The organism is Bacteroidota bacterium (assembly GCA_034723125.1).
Lineage (GTDB): Bacteria > Bacteroidota > Bacteroidia > CAILMK01 > JAAYUY01 > JAYEOP01.
Map to the genome: position 1 here is coordinate 1 of JAYEOP010000476.1, position 2,529 is coordinate 2,529.

At 27.8% G+C, this 2,529-nt stretch carries 4 protein-coding genes; 1 reads left to right on the forward strand and 3 read right to left on the reverse strand.

Features of this window, described 5'->3' with window-relative positions; genetic code table 11:
* Positions 1 to 540 precede the first annotated feature (540 nt).
* A complete protein-coding gene (locus U9R42_12350) occupies positions 541 to 813 on the reverse strand; it encodes an acylphosphatase (protein ID MEA3496809.1) in 273 nt (90 codons plus the stop codon).
* A gap of 120 nt (positions 814 to 933) precedes the next feature.
* Positions 934 to 1,107: a hypothetical protein gene (locus U9R42_12355; protein ID MEA3496810.1), complete on the reverse strand. Its 174-nt coding sequence runs from the start codon at positions 1,105 to 1,107 to the stop codon at positions 934 to 936.
* 532 nt (positions 1,108 to 1,639) lie between these two features.
* Here U9R42_12355 and U9R42_12360 point away from each other — a divergent pair.
* Positions 1,640 to 2,233 (forward strand): hypothetical protein, encoded by a 594-nt coding sequence (locus U9R42_12360; protein ID MEA3496811.1) that lies wholly within the window; start codon positions 1,640 to 1,642, stop codon positions 2,231 to 2,233.
* A 183-nt stretch (positions 2,234 to 2,416) separates the two neighbouring features.
* Here the strand turns inward: U9R42_12360 and U9R42_12365 are convergent, their stop codons facing one another.
* The gene (locus U9R42_12365) at positions 2,417 to 2,524 is read right to left on the reverse strand and encodes a hypothetical protein (GenBank protein ID MEA3496812.1); all 108 of its coding nucleotides are present in this window, start codon (positions 2,522 to 2,524) and stop codon (positions 2,417 to 2,419) included.
* Positions 2,525 to 2,529 lie beyond the last annotated feature (5 nt).

The following is a 2,529-nucleotide window of genomic DNA, read 5'->3' on the forward strand; positions in this document are numbered from 1 at the left end:
CTCAACTCACTGATGCTAAGGCATCGCCTCGTCTCAAAAAATAAAAATCTCACCTGCCTGACGGCAAAGGCAGGTCAAAAATCTTAGAAATCATAAAATTTGATAGTTTTCTTAGAGGCACTATTTAGTCTTTCTAAAGAACTTATTATCTGCCTATCCGTAGCATTTATGCTAACTTGCCATAGAATATTGAAAAAAAATCGGTTTGAATTAAATAATTCTATGGTAACTTATAGGAACCTCCTTTATTGTAATCTTTCAAATTGTAAAGATTTAATACCAAGTTGCGTTCAAAGCTACCAATATAATTCGTTTCTTTTTTGCTTGTATTTCTTTATAAAATCTTTCCATATCTTGTGCCTCCGCTAAAGCTTCAGCGACACGCGGATGGCTATGCAAAGATTTTATGCATCATTCAAACAAAAAATAATTCAAATTCTAAATGATACATTTGAACGCAATTTGGTATAATAACAAAACACACAAACAAAATTTCAAAAAAAATAAGCATTGAAAAATTCAAAAAATTTTAAATAATTATCAGTATTTCACATTAAAATCTTGAAAATTTTCTACTTGACTTTCAGAAATATTGATGCTTTTTATATAGGAGTGTGAAGGTCCGTTATTGCACCACATTTTGAATGCATCTAAGTTTTCAACTTTGCCTTCTGCTTCAATATACACAGAACCATTTGGGAGGTTTTTTACAAAGCCTGTAATATTAAAATGTTTTGCAGAATTCAATGTTGCCCATCTGAAACCTACTCCTTGAACTTTTCCTCTTATAGTAATATTATAATGTTTTTGCAAAAATAAATTAATTTGCTTGTTACAAAAAACCAATAGCTTATCGCTATTAGGATCGTTTTAATAAGAAAAGGATTTATAAATGGTAGTTAATTAAAACTACCATTTATAAGATAAATTTTGTTATTTATCTCCATTTTCTTGTTCAGAATCATCATCAGCATCTACTGATATATTTGTCCAAAAGTTTTTAAACGAACGTTTCATGCCTTGAACATCATAACTTACTCCAATAACCATCGCCATTGCAAAGATAAGTAATAATAGTCCTAAAATAGGACGTATATTCCTTGCCATTAATACAATGCCTAGAATGACAAGTATCAATACAATGATAACAATTGTGAGAATAAAAGGGTCTGATAAAAAATCAAAAATACCTAGTGTAAAAATATTCATATATTGTCCTCCAAAATATTAATTTGTCAAATGTTTGTTTTTAGCTTCAATTTTCAAACATTTTTAAAAACCATAAAGGTAAAATAAATTTTACAAAAAAACAAATTATTTTTAAATGAATTTGTAATTTTATATTAAAAAATGTGACTTATGTATTGTTATTAATGTTCTTAACTATATGACTGTAAATAGAAAATGTAATAAAAAACAGTACCCTAAAATACTAATTATTTTTAATATCTTTTTTATTTTACCTCTAAAACATAAAAAAAATTATTTTGTGAACAAGTTTAACAAAAAAAACTCATAAAAGAACCTGAATTTTTGTAAACTTGAAAGGATAAAAAGTAAAGCAAATATTGTAATGTCAAACATATTTGTTATGAAATAATACAATGATTGTACGATTTTATAAATTATTAGTAATAAAATGAAAATAAAAAGTAAATTTAAGATTATTATTTTGTTAATAGGTATTGCATTTGTTTTTAATCAAACAGAAATATTTGCTCAACAAAATGAAAAAGTTCTTGTAATTAAGCATAAAACAAAAGATAAAGCAAAATATTTAAAACAAGGAAAACGCATTATTTATTGGAAATATGATGATAATAAAAAACATAAGGGCAAATTAGATAGCCTTGGTAATAATTCGATTTTTGTAAATGATGATGAAATAACGTTTAGAGAAATTTCAAAAGTTAGTGGAAACACTATTGGTATGAAAGTAGTTAATGTTTCAGGTGGTTTACTTACGGCTTCCGGTACATTGATTTCAGGATTAGGTGCTTATATATTATTTTCACCGTCAAAACAAGAAACAACAGATGCATGCCAAGCTGCTATGGTTGATCTTATTAAAATCATGATTGGTGGAGTTATCCTTATTACCGGAGCAGTTGCTGTAGTGGTTGGAGTTATTCCTTTATTAGTACATAACAAGCGATATAGCCTTGAAAAAGACTGGGAATTAGAAGTTTCGGATGTAGTTCCCAAATCAAAGGAAAAAAAGTTAAAAGATTAATATTTGAGTCCACTCTAAAAAGTAATGAGTGCAGGTTTAGAAAATCAGGAATTGTCCCATTCCCTAAAGGGAGTCTTGATTTTCAGCTACTTCTCCCTTTAGGGATTGGGGCAGAAAAAATCTGAAAATCATTTTAAGACTTTTTAGAGTGGACTCATATTTAAAGAATTTTTATTGAATTATTTATATTTCTATATCAACACCGATTTTTGCTTCAAGAGCTTTGTCGTAAATCAACTTGGCTGTTGCTGTATCTTGAATTGCCAAACCATTTGATTTGAAAATTGTGATTTCAC

Excerpts from the sequence above, each read along its gene's own strand:
- U9R42_12355 (MEA3496810.1), bottom strand. The coding sequence starts at position 1,107 with ATGGCAAGGAATATACGTCCTATTTTAGGACTATTATTACTTATCTTT.
- U9R42_12360 (MEA3496811.1), top strand. The coding sequence starts at position 1,640 with ATGAAAATAAAAAGTAAATTTAAGATTATTATTTTGTTAATAGGTATT.